This is a genomic window from Rhodococcus daqingensis (assembly GCF_042665615.1).
GTDB lineage: Bacteria > Actinomycetota > Actinomycetes > Mycobacteriales > Mycobacteriaceae > Rhodococcus_G > Rhodococcus_G daqingensis.
This window is the reverse complement of record NZ_JBHTCS010000009.1, coordinates 407814-431137: the sequence shown is the minus strand read 5'-3', so window position 1 is coordinate 431137 and position 23324 is coordinate 407814. Positions and strand designations below refer to the sequence as shown.

At 68.5% G+C, this 23324-nt stretch carries 24 protein-coding genes; 14 read left to right on the top strand and 10 right to left on the bottom strand.

Annotated features, from left to right (window positions below; all coding sequences use genetic code 11):
- Nucleotides 1-9: 9 nt before the first annotated feature.
- The 3 genes from ACFQS9_RS06540 to secA all read left to right on the top strand — a co-directional run bounded on the left by ACFQS9_RS06540 (nt 10) and on the right by secA (nt 4423).
- Nucleotides 10-669, top strand: coding sequence for a ComF family protein (locus ACFQS9_RS06540; RefSeq protein WP_378402683.1), 660 nt, complete (start codon nt 10-12; stop codon nt 667-669).
- Nucleotides 670-840: 171 nt separating this feature from the next.
- Entirely contained in the window at nt 841-1515 is a 675-nt protein-coding gene (gene hpf, locus ACFQS9_RS06535; RefSeq protein ID WP_378402681.1) for a ribosome hibernation-promoting factor, HPF/YfiA family, read from the top strand.
- 112 nt (nt 1516-1627) lie between these two features.
- Nucleotides 1628-4423, top strand: a complete 2796-nt coding sequence (gene secA, locus ACFQS9_RS06530) for a preprotein translocase subunit SecA (protein WP_378402679.1) — start codon at nt 1628-1630, stop codon at nt 4421-4423.
- 5 nt (nt 4424-4428) lie between these two features.
- Here the strand turns inward: secA and ACFQS9_RS06525 are convergent, their stop codons facing one another.
- Nucleotides 4429-4971, bottom strand: coding sequence for an Rv3235 family protein (locus tag ACFQS9_RS06525; protein ID WP_378402677.1), 543 nt, complete (start codon nt 4969-4971; stop codon nt 4429-4431).
- A gap of 171 nt (nt 4972-5142) precedes the next feature.
- Between ACFQS9_RS06525 and ACFQS9_RS06520 the strand changes: the two genes are divergently transcribed.
- From ACFQS9_RS06520 to ACFQS9_RS06495, 6 genes are all read left to right on the top strand, one after another.
- Nucleotides 5143-5565: an HAD-IA family hydrolase gene (locus tag ACFQS9_RS06520; protein WP_378402675.1), complete on the top strand. Its 423-nt coding sequence runs from the start codon at nt 5143-5145 to the stop codon at nt 5563-5565.
- Nucleotides 5559-6926 carry a WS/DGAT/MGAT family O-acyltransferase gene (locus tag ACFQS9_RS06515; RefSeq protein ID WP_378402673.1) on the top strand — a complete coding sequence of 456 codons (1368 nt, stop codon included), beginning with the start codon at nt 5559-5561 and terminating at the stop codon, nt 6924-6926. Before ACFQS9_RS06520 ends, ACFQS9_RS06515 begins: the two co-directional genes overlap by 7 nt.
- Nucleotides 6927-6935: 9 nt before the next feature.
- Nucleotides 6936-7451, top strand: coding sequence for a DUF6912 family protein (locus tag ACFQS9_RS06510; protein WP_378402671.1), 516 nt, complete (start codon nt 6936-6938; stop codon nt 7449-7451).
- Between the two features lie 74 nt (nt 7452-7525).
- Nucleotides 7526-8641, top strand: coding sequence for a ferredoxin reductase (locus ACFQS9_RS06505; protein ID WP_378402670.1), 1116 nt, complete (start codon nt 7526-7528; stop codon nt 8639-8641).
- Between the two features lie 105 nt (nt 8642-8746).
- Nucleotides 8747-9973 carry a fatty acid desaturase family protein gene (locus tag ACFQS9_RS06500; protein WP_378402668.1) on the top strand — a complete coding sequence of 409 codons (1227 nt, stop codon included), beginning with the start codon at nt 8747-8749 and terminating at the stop codon, nt 9971-9973.
- 177 nt (nt 9974-10150) lie between these two features.
- The gene (locus ACFQS9_RS06495) at nt 10151-11401 is read left to right on the top strand and encodes a fatty acid desaturase family protein (protein WP_378402666.1); all 1251 of its coding nucleotides are present in this window, start codon (nt 10151-10153) and stop codon (nt 11399-11401) included.
- 339 nt (nt 11402-11740) lie between these two features.
- On the opposite strand, the gene rsgA is transcribed toward ACFQS9_RS06495, so the two are convergent.
- Entirely contained in the window at nt 11741-12751 is a 1011-nt protein-coding gene (gene rsgA, locus ACFQS9_RS06490; RefSeq protein ID WP_378403195.1) for a ribosome small subunit-dependent GTPase A, read from the bottom strand.
- Complete coding sequence (gene aroA, locus ACFQS9_RS06485) at nt 12748-14058, bottom strand: 3-phosphoshikimate 1-carboxyvinyltransferase (protein ID WP_378402664.1); 1311 nt, start codon at nt 14056-14058, stop codon at nt 12748-12750. The genes rsgA and aroA overlap by 4 nt, the downstream gene beginning before the upstream one ends.
- 38 nt (nt 14059-14096) lie before the next feature.
- Here aroA and ACFQS9_RS06480 point away from each other — a divergent pair, with 38 nt between their 5' ends.
- Nucleotides 14097-14882: an SOS response-associated peptidase gene (locus ACFQS9_RS06480; protein WP_378402662.1), complete on the top strand. Its 786-nt coding sequence runs from the start codon at nt 14097-14099 to the stop codon at nt 14880-14882.
- On the opposite strand, the gene ACFQS9_RS06475 is transcribed toward ACFQS9_RS06480, so the two are convergent.
- On the bottom strand, nt 14869-15861 hold the full coding sequence (locus ACFQS9_RS06475) for an LLM class flavin-dependent oxidoreductase (RefSeq protein WP_378402660.1): 993 nt from the start codon (nt 15859-15861) through the stop codon (nt 14869-14871). The two genes, ACFQS9_RS06480 and ACFQS9_RS06475, sit on opposite strands and share 14 nt — an antisense overlap.
- A gap of 89 nt (nt 15862-15950) precedes the next feature.
- Entirely contained in the window at nt 15951-16445 is a 495-nt protein-coding gene (ybaK, locus tag ACFQS9_RS06470) for a Cys-tRNA(Pro) deacylase (protein ID WP_378402658.1), read from the bottom strand.
- Nucleotides 16446-16626: 181 nt separating this feature from the next.
- Here ybaK and ACFQS9_RS06465 point away from each other — a divergent pair, with 181 nt between their 5' ends.
- Nucleotides 16627-17295, top strand: a complete 669-nt coding sequence (locus tag ACFQS9_RS06465) for a sigma-70 family RNA polymerase sigma factor (protein WP_378402656.1) — start codon at nt 16627-16629, stop codon at nt 17293-17295.
- Nucleotides 17292-17570, top strand: coding sequence for a mycothiol system anti-sigma-R factor (gene rsrA, locus ACFQS9_RS06460; protein WP_378402654.1), 279 nt, complete (start codon nt 17292-17294; stop codon nt 17568-17570). The genes ACFQS9_RS06465 and rsrA overlap by 4 nt, the downstream gene beginning before the upstream one ends.
- Nucleotides 17571-17764: 194 nt before the next feature.
- On the opposite strand, the gene ACFQS9_RS06455 is transcribed toward rsrA, so the two are convergent.
- The 3 genes from ACFQS9_RS06455 to ACFQS9_RS06445 form a co-directional block, all read right to left on the bottom strand.
- Nucleotides 17765-18547, bottom strand: coding sequence for a hypothetical protein (locus ACFQS9_RS06455; RefSeq protein ID WP_378402652.1), 783 nt, complete (start codon nt 18545-18547; stop codon nt 17765-17767).
- A gap of 241 nt (nt 18548-18788) precedes the next feature.
- Nucleotides 18789-19454, bottom strand: coding sequence for a hypothetical protein (locus ACFQS9_RS06450; RefSeq protein ID WP_378402650.1), 666 nt, complete (start codon nt 19452-19454; stop codon nt 18789-18791).
- A gap of 334 nt (nt 19455-19788) precedes the next feature.
- On the bottom strand, nt 19789-19863 hold the full coding sequence (locus ACFQS9_RS06445; RefSeq protein WP_115967926.1) for a 50S ribosomal protein bL37: 75 nt from the start codon (nt 19861-19863) through the stop codon (nt 19789-19791).
- A 94-nt stretch (nt 19864-19957) separates the two neighbouring features.
- On the opposite strand from ACFQS9_RS06445, the gene ACFQS9_RS06440 reads away from it, so the two are divergent.
- Nucleotides 19958-20173 carry a biotin/lipoyl-binding carrier protein gene (locus ACFQS9_RS06440; protein WP_378402648.1) on the top strand — a complete coding sequence of 72 codons (216 nt, stop codon included), beginning with the start codon at nt 19958-19960 and terminating at the stop codon, nt 20171-20173.
- A gap of 18 nt (nt 20174-20191) precedes the next feature.
- Complete coding sequence (locus tag ACFQS9_RS06435) at nt 20192-21703, top strand: sensor histidine kinase (RefSeq protein ID WP_378402646.1); 1512 nt, start codon at nt 20192-20194, stop codon at nt 21701-21703.
- Between the two features lie 73 nt (nt 21704-21776).
- Here the strand turns inward: ACFQS9_RS06435 and ACFQS9_RS06430 are convergent, their stop codons facing one another.
- Nucleotides 21777-22031, bottom strand: a complete 255-nt coding sequence (locus ACFQS9_RS06430) for a WhiB family transcriptional regulator (protein ID WP_027500159.1) — start codon at nt 22029-22031, stop codon at nt 21777-21779.
- Nucleotides 22032-22322: 291 nt separating this feature from the next.
- Nucleotides 22323-23279 (bottom strand): diacylglycerol/lipid kinase family protein, encoded by a 957-nt coding sequence (locus tag ACFQS9_RS06425; protein ID WP_378402644.1) that lies wholly within the window; start codon nt 23277-23279, stop codon nt 22323-22325.
- Nucleotides 23280-23324: the final 45 nt, after the last annotated feature.

Here is a 23324-nt window from a genome sequence, read left to right as displayed (position 1 = left end):
CTGCGGTGCATGCGCGCGCTCTTCGACCTGATCCTGCCCCGCGAGTGCGGTGGCTGCGGGACCGTCGGCACCGACTGGTGTGATCGATGTCGGGCTGAACTCGCCGTCGATCCCATCCGGCTCGCGCCCCGGCTCGAACCGGGGGTTCCGGCGTGGGCGCTCGGCCCGTATTCGGGTCCGCGCCGGAGTGCGGTGATCGCAGCCAAGGAGCGCGGGCGCCGGGATCTGGCGAGGCCGCTCGGGCAGGCTCTGGCCGGCGGCCTGCGGAGGCTGAGAGAACTCGGCGAGATCGACCCGCCGGAACTCGCCGTGCTGGCGCTGGTGCCGGCACCGACCCGGACGCGGGCCGCGAGGGCGCGCGGGGGAGATCCCGTGGCCCGGGCGGCGCGTGAGGCGGTGTCGGCGCTGGCGCCCGAACCGGCTGCGGTGCTGCCGATGCTGAAATTCGCTCGGGGAGTTCGGGATTCGGTCGGACTCTCGGCGCGGGCACGCGCCAGGAACCTGTCGGGCCGGATCGCGGTGGTGCCGGGTGTGCGAACCGGACGGTCCGGATGCGTGGTGCTCGTCGACGACGTCCTGACGACCGGGGCGACGGCCTCGGAGTCCGTTCGATCCCTCGCCGCGAGCGGTGTGGTGGTGGACGCCGTGCTCGTGATCGGCGCCGCATGAACCAATCCCCGAGAACGCTGGCACTCGCGTCCAAGTCGGACTAGCGTCGCCAACACAGCCGACGACACAGGTGGGAGGTGATACCCCGAACCTGGCGCCGGGCGGTCCCCTCCCGACGCAGATCACCCGCCGACCGTCACCGCGGTGACTCGGCCGTAACCTGGAGGTACCGTGACGACCCCTTCAAAAGCCTCGGTTTTTTTCGAAGAAGAGACGGACTCGGTCGGGCAGCCCGAGGGCCCCAGCGCCGACATTGTGGTGAAGGGCCGCAATGTCGAGGTCCCCGACCACTTCCGTGTATATGTCGCAGAGAAGCTGGCTCGACTCGAACGCTTCGACCCCACGATCTACCTCTTCGACGTGGAGCTCTATCACGAGCGCAATCGACGGCAGGCCAAGAGCTGCCAGCGCGTCGAGATCACTGCCAGGGGCAAGGGCCCTGTTGTCAGGGCTGAGGCCACCGCCGACAGTTTCTATGCGGCATTCGAGGGTGTCACCGCCAAGCTGGAGAGCAGACTGCGCCGCACCAAGGATCGGCGCCGCGTCCACTACGGCGACAAGACCCCGGTCTCGGTGGCAGAGGCCACCGCGGCCCTGGCCGAGGACGAGTCCCTCGCGATATCGCCCGACGTGTCACTCGAATCCGAGACCGCGCCCCCCGACGGCCCGGGCCAGGTCGTGAGGACCAAGGTGCACACCGCGGCGCCTATGAGTGTCGATGACGCCCTGTACGAGATGGAACTGGTCGGCCACGACTTCTTCCTGTTCCACGACAAGGAGTCGGATCGACCGTCGGTGGTCTACCGACGGCACGCCTTCGACTATGGCCTCATCCGACTGGCCTGATCCCGGTCAATTGAGTTAGCGCCTACCATGGGAGCCGGTCGGGGGAGAACTCTCCCGACCGGCTCCACCGTGTACACCACCTGCCCGCCGAGGATTGAGGACGTTTAAGCCCGTGCCGTCGTTGTCGCTGTCGAAGCTGCTCCGTGTTGGTGAAGGTCGCATGGTCAAGCGGCTCAAGCACATCGCCGAGCACGTATCCACCCTCTCGTCCGACGTGGAAACCCTGTCCGACGCCCAGCTCCACGCGAAGACCGCGGAGTTCAAGGAGCGGTACGTGGGCGGGGAGACCCTCGACGAGCTGCTGCCCGAGGCGTTCGCGGTCGCGCGGGAGGCCTCCTGGCGGGTCCTCGGTCAGAAGCACTACACCGTGCAGGTCATGGGCGGGGCGGCCCTGCACTTCGGGAACGTGGCCGAGATGAAGACCGGTGAGGGCAAGACCCTGACCTGTGTGCTCCCGGCCTACCTCAACGCGATCGCCGGCGACGGCGTGCACGTGGTCACCGTCAACGACTACCTGGCCAAGCGAGACTCCGAGTGGATGGGCCGCGTGCACCGTTTCCTCGGTCTCGAGACCAGCGTGATCCTGTCGGGGATGACCCCTGCCGAACGGCGCACGGCGTACGCCGCCGACATCACCTACGGCACCAACAACGAGTTCGGTTTCGACTACCTGCGCGACAACATGACGCACTCGCTCGACGACCTCGTCCAGCGCGGGCACAATTTCGCCATCGTCGACGAGGTCGACTCGATCCTCATCGACGAGGCGCGCACCCCGCTGATCATCTCGGGACCCGCCGATGCGTCGTCGAAGTGGTACGGCGAGTTCGCCCGGATCGCGCCGCTGCTCAAGCGCGACGTGCACTACGAGGTGGACATCAAGAAGCGCACGGTCGGTGTGCACGAGGCGGGCGTCGAACTGGTCGAGGATCAGCTCGGTATCGACAACCTCTACGAGGCCGCGAACTCACCGCTGGTCAGCTACCTGAACAACGCGGTCAAGGCCAAGGAGCTCTACCAGAAGGACAAGGACTACATCGTCCGGGACGGCGAGGTCATCATCGTCGACGAGTTCACCGGACGAATCCTGGTCGGCCGCCGCTACAACGAGGGCATGCACCAGGCCATCGAGGCCAAGGAAAAGGTCGAGATCAAGGCCGAGAACCAGACGCTCGCCACGATCACCCTGCAGAACTACTTCCGCCTCTACGACAAGCTCTCGGGCATGACCGGCACCGCCGAGACCGAGGCCGCCGAGCTGCATCAGACCTACGGGCTCGGCGTGATCCCGATCCCGACCAACCGTCCGATGGTCCGCGTCGACCAGGGCGACCTGATCTACAAGACCGAGGAGGCGAAGTTCGCCGCCGTCGTCGACGATGTGGTCGAGCGCCACCAGAAGGGCCAGCCGGTCCTCATCGGCACCACCAGCGTCGAGCGCTCCGAGTACCTGTCGAAGCAGTTCACCAAGCGCGGCGTCGCACACAACGTCCTCAACGCGAAGTTCCACGAGCAGGAGGCGACCATCGTCGCCGAGGCGGGCCGCACTGGCGCGGTCACCGTGGCCACCAACATGGCAGGCCGTGGCACCGACGTCGTGCTCGGCGGCAACCCCGACATCCTTGCCGACCTGCACCTGCGTAAGCAGGGGCTGGACCCGATCGAGACCCCCGACGAGTACGAGGCCGCGTGGGAGCCCGCCCTCGAGGAGGTCAAGGCCCAGTCCAAGGCCGACGCGGAGAACGTGCGCGAGGTGGGCGGACTGTACGTGCTCGGCACCGAGCGGCACGAGTCCCGACGCATCGACAACCAGCTCCGAGGCCGTTCCGGCCGTCAGGGCGACCCGGGCGAGTCCCGCTTCTACCTGTCGCTCGGCGACGAGTTGATGCGACGGTTCAACGGCGCTGCGCTCGAGTCGATCATGACCCGCCTCAACCTGCCGGACGATGTGCCGATCGAGGCGAAGATGGTCTCCAAGGCCATCAAGAGCGCGCAGACACAGGTCGAGCAGCAGAACTTCGAGATCCGCAAGAACGTCCTCAAGTACGACGAGGTGATGAACCAGCAGCGCACGGTCATCTACGCCGAGCGCCGCCAGATCCTCGAGGGTGAGGACATGGAGGGCCAGGTCGAGGGCATGATCACCGACGTGGTGACCGCGTATGTCGACGGAGCCACCACCGAGGGCTATGTCGAGGACTGGGACCTCGAGCAGCTCTGGACCGCGTTGCGCACGCTCTACCCGGTCGGCATCGATCACGTCGAGCTGACCGGCGTGACCGAGGTGGGCGAGCGCGGCGACCTCACCCGGGAGGAGTTGCGCGAGGCGCTGCTCGCGGACGTGCGGGCGGCCTACGACGCGCGCGAGCGGCAGATCGACGAGATCGCGGGCGAGAACGGCATGCGCGAGCTCGAGCGTCGGGTGCTGCTCTCGGTGCTCGACCGCAAGTGGCGCGAGCACCTCTACGAGATGGACTACCTCAAGGAGGGCATCGGCCTGCGGGCGATGGCCCAGCGTGACCCGCTGGTCGAGTACCAGCGCGAGGGCTACGACATGTTCACCGCGATGCTGGACGGGCTCAAGGAGGAGTCGGTCGGGTTCCTGTTCAACCTGCAGGTCGAGGCCGCACCGGCCGCCGAGCCGGCGCATTCGGGTTGGACCGCCGCCGCGACGGCTGCCCGTCAGGCGCCCGCCGCGTTGCCGACCGAGGAGCCCGCGGCACCGGCCGCCCCGGCGGCCCCGGCCGCGTTGCGTGCGAAGGGGCTCGATGCCTCCGAGGAGACCAGGCTGACCTATTCGGGTCCCGCCGAGGACGGCAAGGCCCAGGTCCGCCGGACCGCCGCGGGCGCGGGGGAGGGTTCCCGGCGCGAGCGCCGACAGGCCGGACGGGCCAAGCGCAAGAAGTGATCGGCTCAGCCGATCTGTAGCGATGTGACACGCCAGCCGCCGGGAGGGGGAGCGGAGCCTGCGGAGTGACCCGGAGGCGCAATCCCGGCGGCTGGCGTGCGTTCGAGGCGAGCCGCCACTGCGAACATCCGCTGCCCGCGGGAGTAGCTGCCGAACACCTCGACGGTGTCGGCGTCGCTCGCTCGTAGGTGCACTCGCTGCAGGCAGGCGACGCCGAGTCGGCGGGCCGGGACGGGTTGCCGGGACAACGTGCCGACGAGGCCCGCCAGCGACGGGGCCAGCAGCGGTCGAAGCTGTGCGGGAGGACGGCGGCGGTCGAGCACCTCGAGCGTGACCCGCAACGCGTGCTCCGCCGATCGCCTGGCCTCGGGGTCGACCGTGAGTGCCTCTGCGGGTGGCCGCGCGGGGCCGTGGTTCCGGAGGGGTGAGCGCCCGCTGTGCGGCGACCGGGTGGGTGCGCGGTGCGCGGTGGCCCGCGACTCCGACCGCCCCGCCACGGGTGGTTCGCACGGCGGGGCCTGGGTCAGGAACCTCGAGGGCTCACGCATGAGGGACATCTCCTGTCTCGACCGGGCGGCTCGTGACGAGCCGCCGTGAGGGCGGTGCCGAGTCCGAGGAGAGGCCGGACGGTCTGAAGGATCGCACGGATCGGGATGCGGCGCGCGGGTTCTCGCGATCCTCATCGCGCGCGGACGCTCCCGGAGCCATAGGGTGGGCGGATGCGAGGGTTGGTGGTGGACTTCGGCGGCGTGCTGGCCGGGACGGGCTCGGACCGGGCGGGATTGACCGCGATCATCGGGGCGTTACGCGCGGCCGGCGTCCGGACGGCCATCCTCAGCAACGATCCGGGGGGCCCGGCCGCCGCGGACCTGCGCGGGCTCGGCGCAGGCGAACTGGTCGACGAGGTGGTGCTCTCCGGCGATGTCGGATTCGCCAAGCCCGACCCACGCATCTACCGGCTGACCGCGGAGCGGCTCGGACTGACGGCCGCGGACTGCGTGTTCGTCGACGATCTCGCGGTCAACGTCCGCGGCGCCGCCGCGTCCGGGATGGTCGGGGTGCACCACGTGGATCCCGAGACCACGGCGAGGGAGCTGCGGATACTCTTCGATCTCGGGCAGGGGGCGCAGGCGCAATGGTGAACAGGCTGACCACCCTCGACGCCTCGTTCTACTTCCTCGAGGCCAGCAACACCCCGATGCACCTCGGTTCGCTGGTGATCCTGCAGCCGCCCCGGGCGGGTCTCGACTACGAGGACCTGCTGACCCGCGTCGAGACCCGGCTTTCCCAGGTGCCGCGGTATCGGCAGCGGGTGCGGGAGGTGGCCTTCGGCCTGGCACGGCCCGTGTGGGTGGACGACCGGGACTTCGACATCACCTATCACGTCCGGCGCTCGGCGCTGCCGAAGCCGGGGTCCGACGAGCAGCTGCACGACCTGGTGGCGCGGCTGACATCGCGACCACTGGATCGGTCGCGGCCGCTGTGGGAGATGTACCTGGTGGAGGGCCTGTCGAAGAACCGGGTCGCGATCTTCACCAAGTCGCACTCCTCCCTGGTCGACGGCGAGCACGCGCTCGAGATCGGCCAGGTGCTGCTCGACCCCACGAAGACCCCGCCGCCCGCCACCGAGGAACTGTGGATGCCCCGCCGCGAACCGCGCGAGGCGGAATTGGTGCTCGATGCGGTCGCGGAGATGGTCGCGCGCCCGAGCGAGGGTGCGGCCACCCTCCGGATGGCCGTGGGTGACCTGATCGGTACGGCCACCGAGGTGGCCGGCAACATCGCCGCCGTGGTGCGGACGGCCGCGCACACCGCGCCGACCAGCCCGTTGAACGCCCCGATCTCCAGGAACCGGCGTTTTGCCGTGGCGAAGACGAAGCTCGCGGACTACCGGTCCATCCGTGACAAGTACTCGTGCACGGTCAACGACGCGATTCTGGCGGTGCTGACCGGGGCGCTGCGGAACTGGCTGCTGTCCCGTGGTGAACCTGTCACCGCGTTCACGACGGTGCGCGCCCTGGTGCCGATGGCGGTCGATTCCGGCGTCGCCGAGCGGGGTGTGTCTTCGTTCCTGGTCGACTTGCCGGTGGGCGAGTTGAACCCGGTCGTCCGGCTCTCGCACATCGCGCACTCGACGGAGGCGCACGCGAAGCAGAGTCGCTCGGCCGCGTTGCCGCTGGCCCGGATGTCCGGACTCGCGCCCGCGACCCTGCACGCCATGGGGCTGCGGGTGGCGAGCGGGCTGTCGCAACGGGTGTTCAACCTGATGATCACCAACGCCCCCGGCCCGCAGACCCCGCTGTACCTGGGCGGGGCGAAGGTGCTCGAGATGTACCCGGTGTCGCCGCTGCTGAAGAATCAGACGCTCAGCGTCGGCCTGACGTCATATGACGGTCACGTCTACTACGGTTTGAATGCCGACCGCGATGCGATGTCCGATGTGGATGTGGTGACGGCGCTTCTGTACGAGTCGCTCGAGGAGCTGTTGGATGCCAGTAATTGAGGATTGCGCATGAGGGTCTACATCCCGGCGACCGTCACCATGCTGCAGCGGTTGGTCGCGGATCAGGAGTTCGACCCGGTGAGCCGCACCGCCTTCGCGGTCACCCCGGCACTGCGCGAGGCGTACGCCTCGGGTGACGATGAGGAGTTGGCCGAGGTCGCGATGACCGAGGCGGCACGCGCCTCGCTGCGACTGCTGGCCGCGGAGGGCGACGACAAGGGTGAGGAAGGCGGGGCGCCCGTCTATCGCCGTGCGGTCATCGCCGCCGATGTGGACGAGGTGAAGCTCCGGCCCGATCTCGATGACGCCGTGGTGCGGTTGGCGGCGCCGGTGACCCTGGCCGAGGTGGCGTCCGTCCACGTCGATCTGGCGGAGGCGGAGTCGGCGATCGCCAAGGCCGTCGAGGCGATCGACGCGGCCGATCTGGGCGATGTGGATGCCGAGTTCGTGCTCGGTGACGCCGAGGACCACGAGCTGGCCTGGTACGCCACCCAGGAGCTGGCGTTCCTGCTCGATCTGATGTGACGGTCCACGTGACAGCGGGGCACCCGGGTAGGTAACCTACGGTTCCGTAACCTACGCGAGTGGATGGATTGTTGATGGGTTTGAGGAACTGGCTCGAGGCGCCTGCTGCCGACATCTCGGCGCCCCGCCGGCCGAAGCTGAACATGCTGCGCGGGGCGGTGACGCGGGTGACCACGCCCCTGTTGCCGGACGACTTCCTGCACCTGGCGAACCCGCTGTGGTCGGCGCGTGAGCTACGCGGCAAGGTGATCGAGGTCCGCAAGGAGACCGCGGACTCGGCGACCCTGGTGATCAAGCCGGGGTGGGGCTTCGATTTCGACTACCAGCCGGGCCAGTACATCGGCATCGGGCTGCTCGTGGACGGCCGTTTCCACTGGCGTTCCTACTCGCTGACCTCCCCGCCGAACTGGGAGAAGAAGCGGATCTCGATCGCGGTCAAGGCGATGCCCGAGGGCAAGCTGTCGAGCCACCTGATCAACGGCGTCCCCTCGGGGACGGTGATCCGGCTGGCCGCGCCGCAGGGCAACTTCGCTCTTCCCGAGCCGCCGCCGGAGAAGATCCTGTTCCTCACCGCGGGCAGTGGCATCACGCCCGTGATGGCGATGTTGCGCGCGATGGTGCGTCGCGACGAGCTGCCGAACGTGGTGCACGTGCACTCCGCGCCCACGGCCGAGGACGTGATGTTCGGCGAGGAGCTGGCGGAGCTGCACGAGTCGCATCCGAACTTCGTCTCCAAGGTTCAGCACACGCGGACCGGTGGCCGGTTCCGGCTGGCGGACCTGGACGCGTTGTACCCGGACTGGCGGGAGCGGCAGACCTGGGCGTGCGGGCCGGCGCCGATGCTCGACGAGATCGAAAGGGTCTGGCACGAGGAAGGTCTCGCCGACCGGCTGCACACCGAACGGTTCGCGATCTCGCGCGCGGACGATGCCGGGCAGGGCGGCACGGTGACCTTCACCAAGACGGGCCGCAGCATCGAGATCGACGGCGCGACCACGCTGCTCGAGGCAGGCGAGAAGGTCGGCGTCCAGATGCCGTTCGGATGCCGGATGGGTATCTGCCAGACCTGCGTGGTCCCGCTCGTCGCCGGTCACACCCGGGACCTGCGGTCCGGCCGTGAACACGGCGAGGGGGAGAGGGTGCAGACCTGTATTGCCTCGGCGGCGGGTGACTGCACCTTTGATCTCTAGATTCGTCGCCGCTTCCTGTTCACCAATGTCGGCTATCGTTGTCGGCATCGGATACGCCGCGGGGGCCTCCGCAGGCAATCTATCTATCCCCATCGGAGGGCCCTGATGGCCATCACGGACATCAAAGAATTCTCACACCTCACCGAAGCCGACATCGAGGCGCTCGGGCGCGAACTCGACGAGATCCGACGCGACGTCGAGGATTCGCGCGGCGAGCGCGATGCGCGGTACATCCGCAATGTCATCCGGCTCCAGCGCGTTCTGGAGGTCGGTGGCCGGCTGACCCTGTTCGGCAGCAAGTACCGGCCTGCCTGGTTCGCCGGCACCACCATGCTGGCCCTGGCCAAGTGCATCGAGAACATGGAGCTGGGCCACAACGTGGTGCACGGCCAGTGGGACTGGATGAACGATCCGGAGATCCACTCCACGACGTGGGAGTGGGACATGACCGGTCCGACTTCGCAGTGGAAGCGCGCGCACAACTACTCGCACCACACGTACACCAACATCGTCGGGATGGACGACGACGTGGGATTCGGGATCCTCCGGATGACCCGCGACGAGCAGTGGCGACCGATCAACCTGCTGCAGCCCGCGGCGAACGTGCTGCTCGCAACGACCTTCGAGTGGGGCATCGCGCTGCACGACCTGGGGAACGCCAAGGCCGAGGACGAGAAGCGCGGCGGCGCCAACGTCGACCAGCTGAACCGGGAGTTCTACGCGAAGGCCGCCAAGCAGGTCGCCAAGGACTTCGTGCTGTTCCCGGCGCTGACGGGTCCGGCGTGGAAGCACACGTTGACCGCGAACGCGACCGCGAACCTCGCCAGGAACCTGTGGGCGTACGCGGTGATCTTCTGCGGCCATTTCCCGGACGGTGCGGAGAAGTTCACCGTCGAGCAGTACCGCCACGAGACGAAGGCGGAGTGGTACCTGCGGCAGATGCTCGGCAGCGCCAACTTCAAGGCCGGCCGGGTGATGGCGTTCATGAGCGGCAACCTCAGCTTCCAGATCGAGCATCACCTGTTTCCGGATCTGCCGAGCAACCGGCTTCGTGAGGTGTCGGTCCGGGTCCAGGCGCTGTGCGACAAGTACGACCTGCCGTACACGACGGGCTCGCTGGCGCGGCAGTATCTGTTGGCGCTGCGGACGATTCACAAACTGGCCCTGCCGGATCGGTTTCTGACGGCCACCGCGGATGACGCGCCGGAGACCAGTTCGGAGCGTAAGTTCCGCTCCGAGGGTTCGCTGAATCCGCTTCGGGTCGACCCGGTCACCGGCAGGCGCAGTGGCCTGAGGTCGGCGCTGCGCGAGCTGCGAGATCGTCGTCGCTAGCCGGGCGGCGCCGGTGATTCAGCGTCGTCGCTAGTCGGGCGGCGCCAGTGAATCAGCGCCGTCGCTGAGTCTCGCCGTGAGTTGGATCACACCCTTGATTCATGTAACCTACGGAGCCGTAACTTACGGTACGGTAGGTCGGAACTGAGGAACTGATCGACTGCGGGGAGAGCCGGAATGGCGATTGCGGACGTCAAGGAATACGCGCACCTTACCGAGGCGGATGTGGAAGCGCTCGGGATTGAGTTGGATGCGATCCGTCGTGACATCGAGGCGTCGCGCGGCGAGCGCGATGCCCGCTACCTGCGCAACACCATCCGCCTCCAGCGCGGCCTCGAGGTCGCGGGCCGGGCCGTCCTCTTCGGCAGCCGCAAGCGCCCGTTGTGGCTGCTGGGTGCCGGACTGCTCGGCACGGCGAAGATCATCGAGAACATGGAGCTCGGCCACAACGTCATGCACGGCCAGTGGGACTGGATGAACGATCCCGAGGTGCACTCGAGCACCTGGGAATGGGACGTCGTCGGGCCCTCCGCGCACTGGAAGCAGACGCACAACTACCTGCACCACAAGTACACCAACATTCTCGGCATGGACGACGACGTGGGATACGGCCTGCTCCGCGTCACCCGGGACCAGCGGTGGAAGCCGTTCAACGCCGGCAACCTCGCCTACAACACCCTGCTCGCGCTGTTCTTCGAGTTCGGCATCGCCGCGCAGCACGTCGAGCTCGGCAAGGTCGCGAAGGGCCGCGACGACCGGGCCGAGACCAGGCGCAAGCTGCGCGAGGTCGGTGAGAAGGTCGGCAAGCAGGTCGTCAAGGACTACGTCCTGTTCCCGGCCCTGACCGGCAAGGCGTGGAAGTCGACGATGACCGCGAACCTGACCGCGAACGTGATCCGCAACGTGTGGACGAACGCCGTGATCTTCTGCGGGCACTTCCCGGACGGTGCCGAGAAGTTCACCAAGGACGATGTCGACAACGAGACCCAGGCTCAGTGGTACCTGCGGCAGATGCTCGGCAGCGCCAACATCAGCGGCGGCCCGGTGATGGACTTCATGACCGGCAACCTCAGCTACCAGATCGAGCACCACATCTTCCCCGACCTGCCGTCGAACCGGTACGCCGAGATCGCGGTGCGGGTGCGGGAGCTCTGCGACAAGTACGACCTGCCCTACACCACCGGCCCGCTGCTGGTTCAGTACGCGAAGGCCTGGCGCACGATCGCCAAGCTGTCGCTGCCCAACAAGTACCTGCGCGACACGGTCGACGATGCGCCGGAGACGGCCTCGGAGCGTCGGTGGGAGGGAACCCCGGCGGTACTGACGGTCGATCCGGTCACCGGGCGCAGTCGTGGGTTGCGGACGGCGATCCGCGAGGCGAAGAAGCGTCGGTCCGTGCGGGGATTGTTCTCACGCGCGGCCGGCTGATGTCCGGGTGGGTGCGCCGTCCTGGGGGACCGCGCACCCACCCGGATCGGGCGAGCTCAGTCGGCGGACCCGGCCAATGCGGAGCCGGTGTCGATCAGCGTCCCGAAGATGCTCCGGAGATCGCCTAAGATGGCCGATCCGGCATTGATGATCAAATCTTCACTACCCATTTGAAACTCCTTGTGTCGTGACCGGTGAGATCGGCTGATCCCGGTGTGTCTTGACCGTGAGGTGATTCGAATCAGGTTGAGCCCACACAGTGTAAAAACACGGTTACTACAAACTTGGGATTTCACAGGGGAGTTGACCCGACCGTGACCTTCTGAGGTATCGAAACCGTTACCAGGCCTCGTTGGAATTGAGCGCGACCAGCAACAAGCGCACCGCGGCGACCCGGCGCGCGGCCTCGCCCTCGAGGCGGTCCAGCGCGCACTCGGGGTCGGCAGGCGGGCCCAGGTGGCTGCAGCCCCGCGGGCAGTCCTCGATGGCCGAGGCCAGGTCGGTGAACGCACCCAAGACGTCGTCGGGCGAGATGTGCGCCAGGCCGAACGAACGGATGCCCGGGGTGTCGATCACCCAGCCCCCGGAGCGCCCTGCGCCTGACGGGTCGGGCAACGGCAGGGCCACCGACTGGGTCGAGGTGTGCCGTCCCTTGCCGACGCCCGAGACCACGCCGGTGGCCCGATCGGCATCCGGCACAAGACGATTGACGAGGGTCGACTTCCCGACTCCCGAGTGGCCGATCAGTGCGGTGACCTTCCCGGTGAGCGCGGTCTGGGCGGCGTGCAGTGGGTCGTCCTGACCCGCCAGGATGACCGGCACGTCCAGATCGGCGAAGGCGGCGGCGAACTCGGCATGGTCGGCCAGATCGCCCTTGGTCAGGCAGAGGATCGGTGCGAGCCCGCCGACGTAGGCGGCGACCAGCGCCCGCTCGACGAACCCGGTGCGGGGTGGCGGGTCGGCGAGGGCGACCACGATCAGCAGTTGGGAGGCGTTGGCCACCACGATCCGCTCGAACGGGTCGGTGTCGTCGGCCGTTCTCCGCAACACCGTCGAGCGCTCCTCGACGCGCACGATGCGCGCCAGCGTGTCGGTGCGGCCGGAGACGTCGCCGACCACCCCGACCTGATCGCCGACGACGATGGGCGTCCGGCCGAGCTCGCGGGCGCGCATGGCGACGACCAGTCGGTCCGGATCGTCGCCGAGCACGCAGCCCCAGCGACCGCGATCGACGGAGACGACCATCGCGGTCTCGGCGCTCTTGTGTTCCGGCCTGGTCTTGGTACGCGGCCGCGAACCCTTGCCCGGGCGGACCCGGACATCGGACTCGTCGTACCGGCGCGCAGTCAGGAGGGCGCCCCGATCTGCTCGGCGCTGCTCGGCTTCAGCATCGTCTCCCAGAGCGCCTCGAACCCTGGCAGGGTCTTGGCGGTGGTGCCTATGTCCTCGATCTCCACGCCCGGCACCACCAGGCCCAGGATCGCGCCCGCGGTCGCCATCCGGTGGTCGGCGTAGGAGTGCCACGCGCCGCCGTGCAGCGGGCGCGGCTCGATTCGCAGGCCGTCGTCGGTCTCGGTGACGGCGCCGCCGAGGTTGTTGATCTCGGTGCGCAGGGCGGCGAGCCGGTCGGTCTCGTGGCCTCGCAGGTGGGCGATTCCGCGCAGCGTGGACGGGCCGTCCGCCAACGCCGCCAGGGCAGCGACGGTGGGGGTCAGCTCGCCGATGTCGTGCAGGTCCACGTCGATGCCACGAAGGCTACGCGGCCCCCGCACGGTCAGCGTCGAATCCGCCAGCGACACGTCGGCGCCCATGTCTGTGAGGATGCCGCGGATGGCATCGCCCGGCTGCGTGGTGCGGGCGGGCCACAGCGGCACGCCGACCGAGCCGCCGGTGACCGCGGCCGCCGCGAGGAACGGGGTGGCGTTGGACAGGTCGGGTTCGATCACCCAGTCGACCGCGTCGACAGGTCCCGGGAACACCCGCCAGGTGTCGGCGTCGCCCCCGTCGCCGGGGGTCTGGACCCGGACGCCCGCCTCCCGCAGCATCTCCACGGTCATGTCGATGTGCGGCATCGAGGGCACCGAGCGGCCCTCGTGGCGCACGGTGACGCCCAGGTCGAACCGCGCGGCGGACAGCAGCAGCCCGGACACGAACTGGGATGACCCGGAGGCGTCGATGGTCACGACCCCGCCGGAGACCTGGCCGTGCCCGTTCACGGTGAACGGCAGGCCGTCCCCGTCGATGTCGACACCGAGTCCGCGGAGCGCGTCGAGGATCGTGTTCAGGGGTCGGGTGCGGGCCTGCTCGTCGCCGTCGAACGCGACGGCGCCGTTGGAGAGCGCCGCCAGCGGTGGCAGGAAGCGCATCACGGTTCCGGCCAGACCGCAGTCCACCGTGGCCGAACCGAGATCGCCTGGGGCCACGCGCAGGGTGGTGGCCCCGGCGTCGCCGTCGATCCGCGCGCCGAGGGCGCGCAGCGCATCGATCATCAGGTCGGTGTCGCGGCTGCGGAGCGCGCCGGTGATCGTCGACGGGCCCGAGGCGAGGGCGGCCAGGATCAGCGCCCGATTGGTGATCGACTTGGACCCGGGCAGGGTCACGGACGCGTGCACGGGCGATGCGGCGACGGGCGCCTTCCACAGACTCACGTCCACCATCTTCCCAGAGTGTCGGTGGTGGGAGACACAATGGTCGTATGTGCGGCAGATACGCGACGACGGTCGACCCGGCGCTGCTGGCGGTCGAGTTGGACGCGCTCGACGAGACGTCCGGCGCGGGGGGCGAGCGGGAACCGACCGAGAACTACAACGTGGCGCCGACGGATCCGGTGCTCGCCGTGGTGAGCAGGCACTCGCACGAGCACCCCGACGACATTCCTGTCCGCCGGATCCGCCGGATGCGGTGGGGCCTGCTTCCGTCGTGGACCAAGGCGGCCGCACCGGGCGTGCCCGCGAAGGGGGCGCCGCTGTTCAACGCCCGCGCCGACACCGCCGCCACCAAGCCGGCCTTCCGCAGCGCGCTCAAGACCAAGCGCGCGCTGGTGCCGATGGACGGCTGGTACGAGTGGCTGACGGAGCCGACGGCGACGGGCAAGGCGGCGAAGGTGCCGTACTTCATGTCGCCCGCGGATGGCTCACGGCTCTTTGCGGCCGGCCTGTGGTCGGTGTGGCGGGACCGGGAGGCCGACAGCGCACCACTGCTCAGCGTCACGATCCTCACCACCGACTCGGTCGGCGAGCTGCAGTCGATCCACGACCGGATGCCGCTGATCCTGACGCCCGATCGGTGGAAGCGCTGGCTCGACCCCGATGCGGACGCGCCCGACGACCTGCTCGATCCGATCGACGCGGCGGTCGCGGCGGGCATCGAGATCCGGCGGGTGTCGGACAGGGTGAACAGCGTCCGCAACGACGGCCCGGAACTGATCGAGCCCGCGGGCCCGGCCGGGTCCGGCGTGGGCGAGCAGATCACCCTGTTGTGACCAGCCCGCTGACCTCGGCGACCAGCTCGAGCGAGCGCAGCCAGGCCGCCCGATCGGTGGCCGAGGAGACGACCATCAGCTCGTCCGCCGCGGTCTCCTCCGCGAAGCGGTCCAGGTAGTCGCGCACCACGGTGGGCGTGCCGACCGCCGAGTACCGCACCATCTGCAGGACCTGTTGGCCGGCGGGGGATTCGAGGATCATGTCCGCCTCGTCCGGGGTGAAGGTCCGGCCGCGGCCCACGAACAGCCCGACACGTTTGCGCTTGGTCTCGAGGAACAGCCGGTCCGCCTCGTCCTGGGTGTCCGCCGCGATCACGTTGACGGCGGCGATGACGTACGGCTGGGCGAGCTGGGCGGACGGCCGGAACTCGCGCCGGTAGATCGCGATCGCGTCGAGCAGCGCATTCGGTGCGAAATGCGAGGCGAAGGCGTACGGAAGTCCCAGTGCGGCGGCGAGTTTGGCGCCGAACAGCGAGGAACCGAGGATGTACAGCGGGACTCCGGTGCCCCTGCCGGGCGTTGCCTCGATCCCCGGTATCCGGGAGGGGCCGGTCAGGTAGCCCTGCAGTTCCAGCACGTCCTGGGGGAAGGACTCCGCGGAGCTGGGGTCGCGGCGCAACGCCCGCATCGTTTTCTGGTCGCTGCCCGGCGCGCGACCGAGCCCGAGGTCGATCCGGCCGGGATGCAGCTCGGCGAGCGTGCCGAACTGCTCGGCGATGGTCAGCGGCGCGTGGTTGGGCAGCATGATGCCGCCCGCGCCGAGACGGATCCGCCGGGTGTTCGCGGCGATGTGCGCGATGAGCACGCTGGTAGCCGAGGAGGCGATGGACGGCATGTTGTGGTGCTCGGCGTACCAGATCCGGTGGTAGCCCCACTGCTCGGCGCGTTGCGCCATCTCCACGCTCGACCGGAAACTGTCGCCGGCGGTCTCGCCCTCGCCGATGTGCGCCAGATCGAGAATGGAGTAGGGGACCGTCACGGTGGTACCGCCTTCGTTCGGTGACAACTGTTGCTCGCGGGCATAGGTGCCCGGTGGTGCAACCGACGACGGGCCCGGAGTATTTCTGGTCAGCCCGCCGTGATCGGTGCCAGCACCGCACCGGTCAGCCGGATCAGGTCGGCCGGTGCCAGGTCGATCTCCAGCCCGCGCCTGCCCGCGCTGCACAGCACCCGGTCCCAAGTGGCGGCGGAGGCGTCTATCACGGTCGGCAGCTTCTTGCGCTGACCGAGCGGGGAGATGCCGCCGAGCACGTAGCCGGTGGAGCGTTGTGCCTCGGACTGTTCGGCCATCGCCGCTTTGCTCGACCCCAGCGCGGCCGCCGCGGCCTTGAGGGAGAGCTTCTCGGGGACCGGGAGCACCGCGACCGCGAGCTTGCCGTCGGAGGTCTTGATCACCAGCGTCTTGAGGATCTGCGCCGGCTCGAGGCCCAGCTCGGCGGCCAGTGCGTCGACCGCCTCGGCGCCGTAGGAGGAGCTGCTCGCATCGTGCTGGTAGCTGTGCACGCGGTGTGCGATCTTGCCCTTGGTGAGCGCCTGCGTCGCGGGGGTGGAGGTGCCGGCCATGGCGCCGACTCTAGTTCTCCGGGAACACGCCGTGACCACGTCGTGGGAACACTTGGCGGCGACCCGGCGTTGCACCCAGCACGTTGGTCCATCTCGAAAGGAGTCGTAGGTGTCGGTGCAGTGCCTCGAGCGCCCCGCTGGCCGCAGTCCCGTCGACCGGGTAGCGGTAGCCTTGATCCCTATGGCGAGCGAAGGGATCAGCGTGCCTGACGACCGGCCCGAGAACGATCAGCCACCGACGGACGAGCCGAGCGGCGATCTGACCGCGCGGTTCGAGCGCGACGCGCTCCCGCTGTTGGACCAGCTCTACGGCGCTGCGCTGCGGATGACGCGCAACCCGGCCGACGCGGAGGACCTGGTCCAGGAGACCTACATCAAGGCGTACTCGGCGTTCCGGTCCTTCAAGGAGGGCACGAACCTCAAGGCCTGGATGTACCGGATCCTGACGAACACCTACATCAACTCGTACCGCAAGAAGCAGCGCCAGCCGGCGCAGTACCCGACGGACGAGATCACCGACTGGCAGCTCGCGGCCACCGCCGAGCACACCTCGCAGGGACTGCGGTCCGCGGAGGTGGAGGCCCTCGATTCGCTGCCCGACGACGACATCAAGGCGGCCCTGCAGGAGCTGCCCGAGGAGTTCCGGATGGCGGTGTACTACGCCGACGTCGAGGGCTTCCCGTACAAGGAGATCGCGGAGATCATGGGCACGCCCATCGGTACCGTGATGTCGCGCCTGCACCGCGGGCGCAAGCAGCTGCGCGGGCTGCTGGCCGATGTGGCACGAGAACGTGGATTCAACCGGAGCGGCGCCGCGGCGGCGGCCCAGGAGCAGGAGGCGACCCGGTGAGCGAGCAGGACGAGTTCGAGCGGTTGGACTGCTCTGCGGTGATCGCGGACGTGTGGCTGATGCTCGACAACGAGTGCGACGAGACGACGCGCGCCCGGCTGCGGCGGCACATGGAGGACTGCGGTTCCTGCTTCGAGGCCTACGGCATCGAGGAGAAGGTGAAGTCGCTGGTGAACCGCAAGTGCGGCGGGGAGCACGCGCCGGACGGTCTGCGGGAGCGGCTGAAGATCCAGCTGCGGAGCACCACGATCATCACCCGGGTCGACCCCGAGTAGACACAGGACATACGAAAAGCGAGCCGCCCCAGAGAATTCCGGGGCGGCTCGCTTCATGTCGGGGCGGGGGATATCGAAGGATCGGGCGGGAAGCCGGATCAGCTGCCGTAGCTCACGCTGCCGACGATCGGGTTGCACTCGGCGGGGGCGAGGTGGCCACCCTCGCAGAGAATCAGGTCGATGGGATCGGTGGTTCAGCTGCCGAACAAGCCCCGGCTTGTCGAACAACGCTTGTAGCAGCTGACGGGCATACCCATGTCCGGCTTGGCGACGATCCCGAGGCCGGGGACGTCGAGCGCAACACCGGTGTCGATGTTGTCCTCTACCCATCCGGTGCCGATCAGGATCTCGCGATCGGTTCTCCATCGGTAGGTCGTCTCGAGGACCAGGGTCTTGGCGGCCGAGATCTGCCAACCGGCTGTCGAGAGTTCCCAGCCGGATCGCGTCTCGCCTCTCGGCAGCGTCCATGTGTTCCAGGTGGGGTGGGCGGCCTCTGTCTTCCGGGTTCCGTCCGCCGCCGTGTAGCTGACTTTGGCGGACCCATCAACGGGGACGAGGGTGCCAAAGGGGGATCCGGGTTCGATGGCGAGCAGCCGGGTGACCTCACGGTTGGAGCCGTCGGCGGTCGTAACCGTGGTGCGGTAGGTGAGTGTTTCGCCGGCGACCCGGGCATCGCGGCCGATGATCGCCTTGGTCACCTCGAGGTTGCCGAAGGTTGCGGTCGCCGATGTGCCGATCGGACCATACGCTGTCGGGTTTCCCGACGAGCCGGGGAAATGCTCCCAATCCCAGTCGACGTCGCCGTTCAGCGTGCCTTCGAGGATGGCGGATCCGCCATCGGAGCCGAAGCCGTCGGCGGAGCCTTGGGCCGCGGCGCTGCCTGCACCGGCGACGAGGCCGCCGGCCAGAAGCGCGGTGGCGGCGAGGCCGGCCGCGACGCGCCGGAATGCGCGGTTGGACAGAGTAGTGCGGGACACGGGTTGCCTTTCGATGACGGACGGAATTGCGTCGGGAAAAGGGTTCGCGTGCCCCCCGACCGCATGCGCGTCATCGTATGGACAGGTGTCCGAGCTGAGGGGTGGATTGGTGAATCTCGCCGTAATGTCTAACCAAAAGCCATCCGCGCCAATGATTCTGATGAGTGGATCGGCCGCCAGGTGTTTGACGAAACGAGGGCCGGCACACCCATGGTGTACCGGCCTCGCGTGTGCCCGGTGTCTAATTGCTGGAACCGAAGTTGTTCGCCATCGCGGGCAGCGAAAGGTAGCTCGAGCAGCCGTAGAGGCAGGTCACCGTGACGCCGGTCGGGGACCATTTCAGGGTGTCGAGGCCGGTAGCGTCGATCGACACCCAGTTGTCGATGTTCTCCGTTGGCCAGTAGGAGTCGTAGCCGATCGCGAAGCCGAGAGAAGGGTCCTTGAACCGGTAGGTGGACTCGTAGACCACCGTGGTGCCGGTCGCGGCGTCGACCGGCCATGCTCCGACCGCGCCGTCAGGGGCGTACGGGACCTTCTCGGTGACAACGGAACCGGAGGGGTCGGTGTAGGTGACGTTCGCCTCCTTGAATCCCATCGGCGGTCGCCCGTACGACGTGTTGACCGCCTCGTAGATTCTCGTCACCTGCCGTGCCGGTCCGTCCGTGGCCGAGAACGTCGTTCGGTACGTCACGGTGTCTCCTGCGACGCCGACGTTGTTGCCGACGATCGCGCGAGTGATCGACAGATTGCCGTGCGTGATCGTCGCGGACCGACTCAGGGTGGGGTCCACTCCGCTGGATCCGCTGGAAGTGGATCCGGTTGCAGCGGAACCGGTGTCGGCGGCTACCGCGCTTCCGGTGCCGGTGACGAACCCGCCGACAACCAGTGCGGCCGTGGCTGCCGTCATGGCGACTGCTCGGGGGATTCGGTGCCGGCTCGTTTGGCTACCGCGAGATGCGCCTGAATGTGCGTCGTGGGAGTACTGCATGGGCCTCCTGTCGGGCGGGCACGGACGGGCTTCCCCCCGGTGCCACTGGGTTGGTTTCCGTGCCGGGGCAGGGCTTCGCCGGTGTCCGGCAAAGCTGAGAACATACCGACTGGTCCCCCGACGCGTGGCGCAATAGTAGGGAGTGGTGGCCCACCAGGGGGACGAATAGGGAAAATCGGGTCGTTGCCGGATACGACACAGGGCCGGACACCCGAAGGTGTCCGGCCCTGTGTGAGGCTTCGTCTACGACGCGTCAGCTGTTGGGACGCTTGCCGTGGTTGGCCTTGTTGCCCTTGCGGCTGCGCTTCTTGCGACCACGCTTACCCATGGTTGTCTCCTTCCCTCAGATCTCGCTCGGGGACATTCTTCCACGTGTGGTTGGCTGTACTTCCACTGGCAGGTCTACACAAGCGAGGTGCTCGATGGCAGAAGACGTCCGTGCCGAGATGGTTTCCACCGTCTTCCAGGTGGTTGTCGCCGAAGGCGACGAGGTGCGCGAGGGCGACACCCTCGTGATCCTGGAGTCGATGAAGATGGAGATCCCGGTGCTCGCCGAGGTGAACGGCACCGTGACCTCGGTGGATGTCACGGTGGGCGACGTCATCCAGCAGGGCGACCTCATCGCCGTCATCTCCTGACCGCTTCGCCACTGACCGATGTCCACCCTCAGCGACCTCCTCGCCGAACACACCGACCTGCCGGGCGGCGCCGTCGACCACCTGCAGCGGGTGGTCGGGGAGTGGCAGCTGCTCGCCGACCTGTCGTTCGCCGACGTGCTGCTGTGGGTGGGCGCGGACAACGGCAACGCGGAGGCCGCCGGTCACGGTGAGGTGGTCTGCGTCGCCCAGTGCCGGCCGACCACCGCCCCGACCGCGTTCGCGGAGGATGCCGTCGGCACGGTGGTCTCCGACGCCGAGCACCCGCACGTGCGGCAGGCGCTGACGGAGTGGCGGATCGTCCGCGTCGAGGACGGGCCGCCCGGCGAGGGGACGCCGGTGCGCCGCGAGGCGATCCCCGTCCGGTGTGCGGGGGACGTGATCGCCGTCCTGAGCCGGGACACCAACCCCACCCAGCATCGGCAGTCCAGCCCGCTCGAGGTCGCGTACCTGGACTGCGCCGCCGACCTGTGCCAGATGATCAGCGAGGGGACGTTCCCGACCCCGGAGGAGCACAGCGAGATCCTCTCCAGCCCGCGCGCGGGCGACGGGTTCATCCGGCTGGACTCCGACGGAACCGTGGTCTACGCCAGCCCGAACGCCCTCTCGGCCTATCACCGGATGGGCCTGACGACCACGACCCTGACGGGCAGCGACCTGGCCTCGGTGACCAGGACCCTGGTCACCGACCCGTTCGACTCGCAGGATGTGGCCAACGACATCCGGGCCGCGCTCGCGGGCAAGGCGGGCAAGCGGATGGAGGTGGAGGCGCGCGGGGCCACCGTGCTGCTGCGCACCCTGGTGCTGCGGCCGGGCGGCCAGCCGGCGGGTGCGGCGGTGCTCATCCGCGACGTCACCGAGGTCAAGCGCCGCGATCGCGCGCTGCTGAGCAAGGACGCGACGATCCGGGAGATCCACCACCGGGTGAAGAACAATCTGCAGACCGTCGCCGCCCTGCTGCGACTGCAGGCCAGGCGGACCAACAACGACGAGGCGCGTCAGGCGCTCAGCGAGTCGGTGCGCCGGGTGACCTCGATCGCGCTGGTGCACGACACCCTCTCGATGTCGGTGGACGAGGAGGTCAACCTCGACGAGGTGGTCGATCGGCTGGTGCCGATCATGGCCGACGTCGCGATGGTGGGCAGTGCCGTCCAGATCCGGCGCGAGGGCAGCCTGGGGGTGTTCCCGGCGGAACGGGCCACCCCGTTGGTCATGGTCCTGACCGAGCTGGTGCAGAACGCGATCGAGCACGCCTTCGAGCCGGGGGAGGCGGGCACCGTGACGCTGCGCGCCGAGCGGTCCGCACGCTGGCTGGACGTGGTGATTCACGACGACGGCCTCGGCCTGCCGCCCGGGTTCAGTCTGGAACGGTCCGACCGCCTGGGCCTGCAGATCGTCCGCACCCTGGTGTCGGCCGAGTTGGGTGGGTCGCTCGGCCTGCATCCCGCCGACGGCGGCGGGACGGACGCGGCGCTGCGGGTGCCGCTCGGGCGTCGCGCCAACCGGGTGTAGCCGAACCTGCCCCGAGAACGACTGAGGCCCGGCACCACCGTGGTGCCGGGCCCGTTCGTACGGTGCTGTGTTGCTAGACCGTGGTGCGGGCGCGGGTGCGCGCGTTGCGACGCTTGAGTGCGCGGCGCTCGTCCTCGCTCATGCCGCCCCAGACGCCTGCATCCTGGCCGGACTCGAGTGCCCAGGACAGGCAGTCGGCGGTGACGGGGCACCGGTTGCACACGAGCTTCGCGTCCGCGATCTGAGCGATGGCCGGACCGCTGTTGCCCACGGGGAAGAACAATTCCGGGTCTTCATCCCGACAAATTGCGTTGTGGCGCCAGTCCATCCTTCTGCTCCTTAACCGGGTGCGTTCTGCACCGTTTCGTATCGCTGAGTTCATGCGCACGGCGTGAATTGTTTCCGCGCTGTTGCTTGTGAATGCTTTCACGAACTAGCGGGATGTCAATGGATTCAGACCGCTTCGTGGGGTAACTCACTCTGTTAGGTTGCCCTATGTGGTCTGGGCTACTTTCTACCCCGGTTGCGGCGAGAATGCACTAGTCCCGTAAGATTTCTTGGCATTTTCTCATGTTCGGGGCGATCGCGCAGGGTGGCGGCAGCGGGGGGGGGCGACGTGTCAGACGCCGCTCGGCGCCACGACGGAGATCGCGTCGGGGACCGAGACGAACTCGACGTCGGTGCGCATGCCGATGTAGTCGCCGTCCATCTGCAGGGCGATCGGAGTGCTCGAGGTGATCCGCACCCGCGGCACGTCATCGACGCGAAAAAGGTTGCGCCCCTTGGGTTGTGCGCCTGGCGTGAGGAGTTGCCGGACGATCTTGAGGGTTGTCGGCACCCCCATGGTGGCCATCGCGAAGACGCCGAGGCCGGTGCTGAACGTGGTCTCGGGGTTGATCCGGACGGGACGGTCGTTCAGGTACGTCCACGGGCTGGAGTTCGACACGAAGGCGTAGTGCACGCCCTCGACGGGGTCGTGGCCGGGCACCTGGACGGTCAGCGTCGGTTCGGTGCCCCGGTTGCGGAAGAAGGCGCGGATGGCGGTCCGGACGTAGCGCGACGGCGTCGCCGTGTGGCCGTTGCCGCGGCTCGCGTCGATCGCCTCGCACACCTGGGCGTCGAGGCCCATGCCCGCGTTGAAGGTGAACCAGCGGTTGTCGCAATGGGCGAGCCCGATCCGCCTGCTCTGGCGCAGCGCCAGCAGTTCGATGAGCTGGTTGGTCGCCGTCACGGGGTCCGCGCTGATGCCGAGCGAGCGGGCGAACACGTTGGCCGACCCGCCCGGCACCACGGCGATGAGCGGGATGGGCCCGATCGCGACCTCGCTCATCGAATCCGGGTGTGGCGCGCCGAGCAGTCCGTTGATCACCTCGTTCACCGTGCCGTCGCCGCCGTGCACGACGATCAGGCCGATGCCCTCGACGGCCGCCCGGCGGGCGAGTTCGCCCGCGTGACCGCGATGGGTGGTGTGCGCGACCCGCACCTGGACTCGGCTCGACACGGCATGCGCGAGCAGATCACGCGCCGCGGGGGTCGTCGAGGTGGCATTCGGGTTGACGATCAGCAGCGCGCGCACAGGACACCACCCTAGCGGGGGCCTGGCGTTCTATAGGCTGGCGCG

Coding starts and splice junctions, on each gene's coding strand:
- ACFQS9_RS06480 (WP_378402662.1), top strand. CDS start 14,097: ATGTGCGGCAGATACGCGACGACGGTCGACCCGGCGCTGCTGGCGGTC.
- ACFQS9_RS06525 (WP_378402677.1), bottom strand. CDS start 4,971: ATGCGTGAGCCCTCGAGGTTCCTGACCCAGGCCCCGCCGTGCGAACCA.
- ACFQS9_RS06515 (WP_378402673.1), top strand. CDS start 5,559: ATGGTGAACAGGCTGACCACCCTCGACGCCTCGTTCTACTTCCTCGAG.
- ACFQS9_RS06540 (WP_378402683.1), top strand. CDS start 10: ATGCGCGCGCTCTTCGACCTGATCCTGCCCCGCGAGTGCGGTGGCTGC.
- ACFQS9_RS06495 (WP_378402666.1), top strand. CDS start 10,151: ATGGCGATTGCGGACGTCAAGGAATACGCGCACCTTACCGAGGCGGAT.
- ACFQS9_RS06435 (WP_378402646.1), top strand. CDS start 20,192: ATGTCCACCCTCAGCGACCTCCTCGCCGAACACACCGACCTGCCGGGC.
- ACFQS9_RS06440 (WP_378402648.1), top strand. CDS start 19,958: ATGGCAGAAGACGTCCGTGCCGAGATGGTTTCCACCGTCTTCCAGGTG.
- ACFQS9_RS06465 (WP_378402656.1), top strand. CDS start 16,627: ATGGCGAGCGAAGGGATCAGCGTGCCTGACGACCGGCCCGAGAACGAT.
- ACFQS9_RS06510 (WP_378402671.1), top strand. CDS start 6,936: ATGAGGGTCTACATCCCGGCGACCGTCACCATGCTGCAGCGGTTGGTC.
- ACFQS9_RS06430 (WP_027500159.1), bottom strand. CDS start 22,031: ATGGACTGGCGCCACAACGCAATTTGTCGGGATGAAGACCCGGAATTG.
- aroA (WP_378402664.1), bottom strand. CDS start 14,058: ATGGTGGACGTGAGTCTGTGGAAGGCGCCCGTCGCCGCATCGCCCGTG.
- ACFQS9_RS06450 (WP_378402650.1), bottom strand. CDS start 19,454: ATGACGGCAGCCACGGCCGCACTGGTTGTCGGCGGGTTCGTCACCGGC.
- ACFQS9_RS06505 (WP_378402670.1), top strand. CDS start 7,526: ATGGGTTTGAGGAACTGGCTCGAGGCGCCTGCTGCCGACATCTCGGCG.
- ACFQS9_RS06500 (WP_378402668.1), top strand. CDS start 8,747: ATGGCCATCACGGACATCAAAGAATTCTCACACCTCACCGAAGCCGAC.
- ACFQS9_RS06520 (WP_378402675.1), top strand. CDS start 5,143: ATGCGAGGGTTGGTGGTGGACTTCGGCGGCGTGCTGGCCGGGACGGGC.
- ybaK (WP_378402658.1), bottom strand. CDS start 16,445: ATGGCCGGCACCTCCACCCCCGCGACGCAGGCGCTCACCAAGGGCAAG.